Annotated in this window: 5 protein-coding genes; 4 read left to right on the top strand and 1 reads right to left on the bottom strand. The window is 48.9% G+C overall.

All coding sequences use genetic code 11. From position 1 onward, the window contains the following. From ST42_RS14375 to ST42_RS11025, 4 genes are all read left to right on the top strand, one after another. Positions 1-188, top strand: a 188-nt coding sequence (locus ST42_RS14375; protein WP_231557027.1) for a hypothetical protein, incomplete at its 5' end; no start/stop codon positions are given. Positions 189-658: 470 nt separating this feature from the next. After that, complete coding sequence (gene dinB / locus ST42_RS11035) at positions 659-1,747, top strand: DNA polymerase IV (RefSeq protein WP_044073535.1); 1,089 nt, start codon at positions 659-661, stop codon at positions 1,745-1,747. Positions 1,748-1,898: 151 nt separating this feature from the next. Beyond that, positions 1,899-3,341, top strand: coding sequence for a pyruvate kinase (gene pyk / locus ST42_RS11030; protein WP_042518939.1), 1,443 nt, complete (start codon positions 1,899-1,901; stop codon positions 3,339-3,341). A gap of 125 nt (positions 3,342-3,466) precedes the next feature. Next, positions 3,467-4,813, top strand: a complete 1,347-nt coding sequence (locus tag ST42_RS11025; protein WP_042518937.1) for an alpha-L-fucosidase — start codon at positions 3,467-3,469, stop codon at positions 4,811-4,813. A 391-nt stretch (positions 4,814-5,204) separates the two neighbouring features. Here ST42_RS11025 and carB read toward each other — a convergent pair whose 3' ends face one another. Beyond that, positions 5,205-8,435, bottom strand: a complete 3,231-nt coding sequence (gene carB, locus ST42_RS11020) for a carbamoyl-phosphate synthase (glutamine-hydrolyzing) large subunit (protein ID WP_044073534.1) — start codon at positions 8,433-8,435, stop codon at positions 5,205-5,207. Positions 8,436-8,511 lie beyond the last annotated feature (76 nt).

Here is an 8,511-nt window from a genome sequence, read left to right as displayed (position 1 = left end):
GTATTTGTCTTCTCATATTGTTAATTACAGTTTTTTTAGCAGCTTATTGTATAGGCAAGGCTTTAGACTTAAAATATAAGGATGATTATTTGTTTACCAATAATTCTGGTAATGGATTTGGTTGCTCTTTTACAGATGATAAAGATGAATTTGTAATTAAAGATAAAAAAGATAATGAAAAAAAATAGAGATACTAATTTTCAATATGTACCATTAGGAGCAATAATTGCTTTTCCTTTTGCTATTACAGTAAAGATACTATTGGCAATTGGTAAGGTCTTTCATCTGTCATACAATGCAGTGAATATTATAGTATGGTATATGCTCTTGCCTCTCGCTTGGGCAGCAATACTTGACTATAAGCTGCATAAGCTGATATTGTCACCAATGTGGCTGTTGATATGCGTTGGCATTATAATCCTCCAGAGAAAGAAATTCAATCAGTTCTGTGATACAATGTTCAGACTCTCACAGATATTCATTTCCTCCTTCGGCAATTACTACCTTTGGTCAGTAATCATCTGTCTACTATTGCCAACACTGATAACAGCAGTACTCCTGCTATGCTGAATCCTTATGCAATAGTGCAGAGTAGGAAAGGCATTGACCTTTAATAAAATATTTTATAGCACAACAGCAATCCTTGCATGACAAGCCAATGGACAATATCAGAAAGATAATACATATCGACATGGATGCCTTTTTTGCTGCAGTGGAACAAAGAGACAATCCGGAGCTGCGCGGCAAACCGATTGCCGTGGGGTTCGACGGACCACGTGGTGTGGTGTCTACGGCGAGCTATGAGGCAAGGCGATATGGAGTGCGCTCGGCTATGTCGATGGCAAAGGCGAAACAGTTGTGCAAGGAACTGATTATCGTGCCGTGCAGGCACGAGGTGTACAAAGAGGTGTCGCGACAGATACACGCCATTTTCCAACGCTATACAGAGCTGATAGAACCATTGTCTATCGACGAGGCTTTTCTCGACGTGACCTGCAACAAACCGCAGATTCTGCTCGCTCAAGACATAGCAAGGGAGATAAAGGAAGCTATAAGACAGGAGACGGAGCTGACGGCAAGTGCGGGAGTGTCGTACAACAAGTTTCTCGCCAAGATAGCTTCCGACTACCGCAAGCCCGACGGACTGTTTACCATCCACCCTGACCGTGCTCTCGACTTCATCGCAACGCTGCCGATAGAGGATTTCTGGGGTGTGGGACCGAAGACGAGAGAGACTATGCACCGCATGGGGATATTCAACGGGGAACAGTTGAGACAATGCTCGCTGAAGCATCTCACTGAGGTGTTCGGAAAGGCGGGACCCACGTTCTATAATTTCGCACGTGGCATAGACGAGCGGCCTGTAGAGAACGTAAGGATAAGGAAGTCGGTGGGTTGCGAACAGACTTTTCTGGAGGATATTAACAAAAGGTCGGCGATAATAATAGAACTATACCACACTGTTATGGAACTGCTGACAAGACTGGAGAAAAGCGGATTCAGAGGACTGACGCTGAGCCTGAAAATAAAATACTCCGACTTCACCAACATCACACGCAGCATAACGTCTGACAGGGTGCTCACAAAGAAACAGGACATCCTGCCACTGGCAAAGGAACTCCTCAGACAGGTGGACACCACAACGAAACCTATCCGGCTCATCGGACTGAGCGTGTCGAACCCCTGCGACGACAAGAAGAGACCACAATGGGTGGAACAGGAACTGCACTTCAAGGAATGGGACTGAAGCTGCATACAGATGACCATCATCAACGGTTCAGCCCCTGAACGAAATCGTTTTAGTCGAATAACAGCAAATAATCACAACACCTGAGACGGAAATAGAAATTATTGTTGTATTTTTGCATTGAATTTAAATAGGTAAATAATATACAGGTATGAAACAAACTAAGATTGTAGCTTCTATCAGCGACCGCAGATGCAGTGTAGACTTTATCCGCCAGCTATTCCTGGCAGGTGTGAACGTAGTCAGAATGAACACCGCACATGCCTCACACGACGGTCTACGCGAGATTATCAAAAACACGAGAAAGGTGTCAAGACACATCGGAATACTCATCGACACCAAAGGACCGGAAGTGAGGACCACAGCCACTGACCAACCCATTGAATACAAAACGGGGGAAAGGGTGAAAATCTACGGACACAATACAGAAGATACTACTCACGACACAGTGAACGTTTCATACGAAAATTTCATTGACGACGTGAAAGTGGGCGACCATGTGCTCTTCGACGACGGAGAACTGGATATGCTCGTCTATGAAAAAGACGGCGACTCGCTCTGCGTGGAGGTGCAGAACGACGGAAAGCTGGGTTCGAAAAAGAGCGTCAACGTTCCGGGAGAGCATATCGACCTGCCGGCGCTGACTGAAAAGGACAAAGCGAACATCCTGCTCGCAATAGAAGAGGACATCGACTTCATAGCCCACTCTTTCGTGCGCAGCAAGGAAGACGTGCTGGCTGTTCAGAGAATTCTTGACGAGCATAACAGCGAGATAAAGATCATCTCAAAGATCGAGAACCAGGAGGGCGTTGACAATATCGACGAGATTATCGAGGCGTCTTACGGTATCATGATCGCCCGTGGCGACCTGGGCATCGAGGTGCCTATCGAGCGCATTCCGGGAATCCAGAGAATGATCATCAAGAAGTGTATCGAGGCAAAGAAGCCTGTTATCGTTGCCACACAGATGTTGCACACGATGATAAACAACCCTCGTCCTACACGTGCCGAGGTGACCGACATCGCCAATGCCATATACTACCGCACCGACGCCCTGATGCTCAGCGGCGAGACGGCATCGGGTAAATACCCGGTGGAGGCTGTAAAGACAATGGCTGCCATCGCCGAACAGGCTGAGAAGGACAAGATGCGCGAAAACGACATCCCTGTGCCATTGAGCAACGACTGCAACGTGAGCGAATTCCTTGCAAAACAGGCTATCGAGTCAACGGAGCGTCTCGGAGTGAGGGGAATCATCACCGACAGCCTATACGGACGCACAGCACGCAACCTGGCGGCTTTCCGCGGTCCTAACCCCGTGCTCGCCATCTGCGTAAAGGAAAGGGTGCAGAGATTGCTGGCCCTGAGCTACGGAGTGATTCCGGTGTTCCAGCATAAGAAACTGCAACCGCAGGACCAGTTCGTGGCAGCGCTGAGAATGCTGCGACAGAAGGGCTACCTGAAGATGGAGGACAAGATTGCATATCTGAGCGGCAGCTTCGGAAGGGGCGGCGGCACCACGTTCCTCGAAATCGACAAGGTGGCTGACGTGTTCAACAAGGACTTCAAACTGCCTAACACGATGAGACCTTGACAATACACGGAACAAGAAATACACAATGACTGAAGAACCGGCTTCATGGTCCGCATCGCAGGAAACTCCCGCAATGCGGACTTCTGGAACTGGGTTTATAATAATCTTTTGATAACCTTATTTTTATGAAACACGCATTGATAACAGCACTACTTGCATCGGCAACTCTTCTGGGCAACGCACAGAACCAGCAGAAAGCCGAAACCTGCAACCAGCAGCATTACGTACCGACAGCAGAGAACCTGCAGGCACGAAATGAATTTTCTGACAACCGCTTCGGCATTTTCCTGCATTGGGGACTTTACAGTATGTTCGCACAGGGGGAATGGTATCTCAACTATGGTCCCAACAAGGACGAATACGCCAAGGTGGCTGACGCTTTCTATCCGCACTCCTTCAACGCCGAGAAATGGATTTCGGCGATAAAGGCTTCGGGAGCCAAATACATCTGCTTCACCACCCGCCACCACGAGGGTTTCTCGATGTGGGACACAAAACAGTCTGACTACAACATCATGAACACGCCATACGGCAAAGACATCGTGAGACAGCTGGCTGACGAATGCCACAAACAGGGCATTGGACTGCATCTCTACTACTCTCACATCGACTGGACACGAGAGGACTACCCTGCCGGCAGAACAGGACTGACAACGGGCAAAGACCCGAAGAAGGCTGACTGGAACCACTACTACAAATTCATGAACGCACAGCTCACCGAACTGCTGACAAACTACGGAAAGGTGGACGGTATATGGTTTGACGGATGGTGGGACCACGACGAGGACACTATCCCATTCAACTGGCAGCTGCCTGAGCAGTATGCCATGATACACAAACTGCAACCGGCGTGCATCATCGGCAACAACCACCACCAGACTCCGTTTGAGGGCGAAGACATGCAGATGTTTGAAAGAGACATTCCGGGAGAGAACAAGAACGGTCTGTCTGGACAGTCTATCAGCCGGTTGCCGCTGGAGACTTGTCAGACGATGAACGGCATGTGGGGATACAAGATAAAAGACCAGAACTATAAATCGGCCAAGGAACTCATCAGACTGCTCGTGCGCACAGCGGCTAAGGGAGCCAACCTGCTGCTCAATATCGGTCCGCAGCCAAACGGCGAACTTCCGGCAACGGCTCTCGACCGTCTTGCCGACATGGGCAAATGGCTGAACGGCAATGCCGGCGAAAGCATATACCGCACTGTGGCAGGAGAAGTGGCGCTTGGCGACAGCATCGTGTCGACATGCGGAAAGGGGAAAAAGGCTCCTCTCTATATACATATCCTCACAGACAAGAAGGATGGTGAAATCGCCGTGACAATGAAGGGTAAAGCCAAGAAGGCGACAAACCTCATCACAGGCGACAAACTGGCGTTCAGAAAGGACAAAGCCACTGGCAAGACAATCTTCGAGCTGAACGACAGAAAGGGTGACGAAGACGACTATATCATCAAAGTGGAATTCTAATCCTTCATATATACAAAAGAAATGGCATAATCGCTGAAAAGTGCGATTATGCCATTTTTTTAACCCAAATCGGTCATTAGGGCTTGCATGGATTTTGTTTTTTAGAAGAGTGGATTTTGTTTGGCTTTTAATGAGTAATAGCGGGCTATTGCGAATTAAAAACGAGCAAAAGACGCCTTATAAAAAGCAAAAGACTGCAAGCAGTTATTAAAATTATACATTAAACGGCCTAATGACCGATTTGGGTTTAACCCCAATCGGTCATTAGGTCGTTTTTGGTGTGGTAAAAAAACTCAGCCAAGGACTCGGCAATAACTGAATCCTTGGCTGTTTTTATTATGGTAACTATGTACCTTTATTCTTGGAGTATATCAACTCCAGCTTATCACGATTAATATTCACCCCATGCCTTAATCTCGATATCTGAGAGCTTGGTAGTGCAGAATGCTGATATGAATGCACTGGCAAGACGGCTGTTGGTAATCAACGGAACGTTGAGGTCGATTGCCGCACGGCGAATCTTGTAACCGTTGGTAAGCTCAGAGCTGGTGAGGTTCTTAGGAATGTTCACCACCATGTCAATCTCGTGGTTGTGGAGCATATCAAGAGCCTTTGGAGTCTTGCCGTCGTCCGGGTCTGAAGGCCAGAGCACATGGGTGTTCTCAATGCCGTTCTCAGTGAGGAACTTGCTTGTTCCGTCTGTTGCAAAGAGCTTATAACCATGTTTCACGAGCATCTGTGCAGCGTCGAGCATGTCTGCCTTCTGCTTTGCACTACCAGTAGAAAGAAGAATGTTCTTCTCCGGAATACGCTGACCTACGGAAAGCATACTCTTGAGCACGGCACAGCTTGTGTCGTTTCCGATACATCCAACCTCACCAGTAGAACTCATGTCTACACCGAGAACTGGGTCAGCCTTCTGCAGACGGTTGAACGAGAACTGAGAAGCCTTGATTCCCACGTAGTCAAGATCGAAGAGGTTCTTGCTCGGTTTCTCTACCGGCAGACCTAACATAACTCGTGTGGCAAGCTCGATGAGGTTGATCTTCAATACCTTGCTCACGAATGGGAACGAACGGCTGGCACGCAGGTTACACTCGATGACGAGGATATCATTGTCGCGAGCCATAAACTGGATGTTGAACGGTCCGTTGATGTGGAGTTCCTTGGCAATCTGACGGCCGACGCGCTTCACACGGCGCACGGTCTCAACATAGAGTTTCTGTGGAGGGAACTGTATTGTAGCGTCGCCGGAGTGTACACCGGCAAACTCGATATGCTCAGAAATGGCGTAAGCAATGACCTCACCGTCTTTTGCCACGGCATCCATCTCAATCTCCTTGGCATGCTCGATGAACTTGCTCACTACGACCGGATGATCCTCGCTGACATTGGCAGCCAACTGGAGGAAACGCTTCAGTTCGTCCTCATTAGAGCATACGTTCATGGCAGCACCTGAGAGCACGTAGCTTGGGCGCACAAGAACAGGGAAGCCTACCCTATCGATGAACTTGTCGATATCTTCCATGCTGGTCAGAGCGCTCCACTCAGGCTGGTTGATACCGTTGTTGGTGAGCATCTGAGAGAACTTGGCACGGTCTTCGGCATTGTCGATGTCCTTAGCCTTGGTACCGAGGATCGGCACATGCTGCTCATCGAGGCGCATTGCAAGGTTGTTAGGAATCTGTCCACCGGTGGAAACGATTACGCCATAAGGCTGCTCCATGTCGATGATATCCATAACACGCTCGAATGTCAACTCATCGAAATAGAGACGGTCGCACATGTCATAGTCGGTAGAAACGGTCTCAGGGTTATAGTTTATCATCACCGAGCGGTAGCCCTCCTTACGGATGGTATTGAGAGCCTGCACGCCACACCAGTCGAACTCAACTGAAGAACCGATGCGGTAGGCACCTGAACCGAGCACCACGATGCTGCGGTGGTCGTTCTCGAAGGTGATGTCGCTCTTCACACCGGCGTATGTAACATACAGATAGTTGGTCTGTGCCGGATATTCAGCGGCAAGGGTATCTATCTGTTTTACTACAGGAAGGATGCCATAGTTCTTGCGCAACTGTCTTACTACAAGACCTGCCTTTGCCATGCTGTGAAGCTCCTGCTCCAAGCCGACTGCACGAGCTATCTGGAAGTCGGTGAAACCATAGACCTTAGCCGTGTGCATCAGTTCCTTGTCAAGAGTATTTATGTTGCACTTCTTCATCTCCTCGTCGATGTCGATGATATGCTTCAGCTTCTCGAGGAACCACTTGTCAATCTTAGTCAGTTCATGGATATCGTCAACGGTATATCCCTTGTGCATAGCCTTCGAGATGACGAAGATACGCTTGTCTGTAGGTTCACGAAGGGCGGAGTCGATATCAGGAATCTCAAGTTCCTTGTTCTCAACGAAGCCGTGCATACCCTGACCGATCATACGGAGACCCTTCTGGATAGCTTCCTCGAAGTTGCGGCCGATAGCCATTACCTCACCGACAGACTTCATCGATGATCCCAACTCCTTGTCTACGCCACGGAACTTGCTCAAGTCCCAGCGTGGTATCTTGCAGACCACATAGTCGAGAGCCGGTTCGAAGAATGCGCTGGTGGTTTTGGTCACGGAGTTCTTCAGCTCGAAGAGTCCGTAGCCCATACCGAGCTTTGCAGCAACGAAAGCCAGAGGATAACCTGTTGCCTTTGAAGCGAGAGCTGAGGAACGGCTCAAACGGGCATTCACCTCGATCACTCTATAGTCTTCGCTCTTTGGGTCGAACGCATACTGCACGTTACACTCACCCACGATACCGATATGGCGGATGATCTTGATAGCCAAGGCACGGAGCTTGTGATATTCTGAGTTTGTAAGCGTCTGTGAAGGAGCGATTACGATACTCTCTCCCGTATGGATTCCCAGCGGGTCGAAGTTCTCCATATTACAAACGGTGATACAGTTGTCGTAGCGGTCGCGCACCACTTCATACTCTATCTCCTTCCATCCCTTGAGACTCTTCTCCACAAGCACCTGCGGAGAGAAAGCGAATGCCTTCTCAGCGAGCTTGTTCAGTTCCTCCTCGTTGTCAGCGAAACCTGATCCCAGACCTCCCAATGCGTATGCGGCACGGATAATAACAGGATAACCGAGTTCGGCAGCTGCCTTGCGTGTCTGTTCGATGTTCTCGCAAGCCTCGCTCTTGATGGTCTTCACGTCAATCTCATCGAGCTTCTGAACGAAAAGCTCACGGTCTTCTGTGTCCATGATAGCCTGCACCGGTGTGCCAAGCACCCTGACATTGTATTTCTCGAGCACACCGCTCTTGAAGAGTTCAACACCGCAGTTGAGAGCCGTCTGTCCGCCGAAAGAAAGGAGGATACCATCCGGACGCTCCTTTTCGATTACCCTCTCCACAAAATATGGCTGGACAGGAAGGAAATAGATCTGGTCGGCAACGCCCTCGGATGTCTGTACGGTGGCGATGTTAGGGTTGATGAGAACTGTTTCCACTCCCTCCTCACGGAGTGCCTTGAGTGCCTGAGAACCGGAATAGTCGAACTCACCGGCCTCACCGATCTTCAATGCGCCTGAACCTAAGAGCAGGACTTTCTTTATATTATCGTCTTTCATTATTATATTATCTTGAGTTTCTTGATACTTTGATTCCACACTGCCAGTCTCAAGAGAGAGAGGACGGCAGAATGTG

The sequence above is a fragment of the Prevotella pectinovora genome, assembly GCF_000834015.1.
In the GTDB taxonomy this organism is placed as follows: Bacteria; Bacteroidota; Bacteroidia; order Bacteroidales; family Bacteroidaceae; genus Prevotella; species Prevotella pectinovora.
The sequence above is the reverse complement of the archived record's forward strand: the minus strand, read 5'-3'. Positions and strand labels throughout refer to the sequence as shown.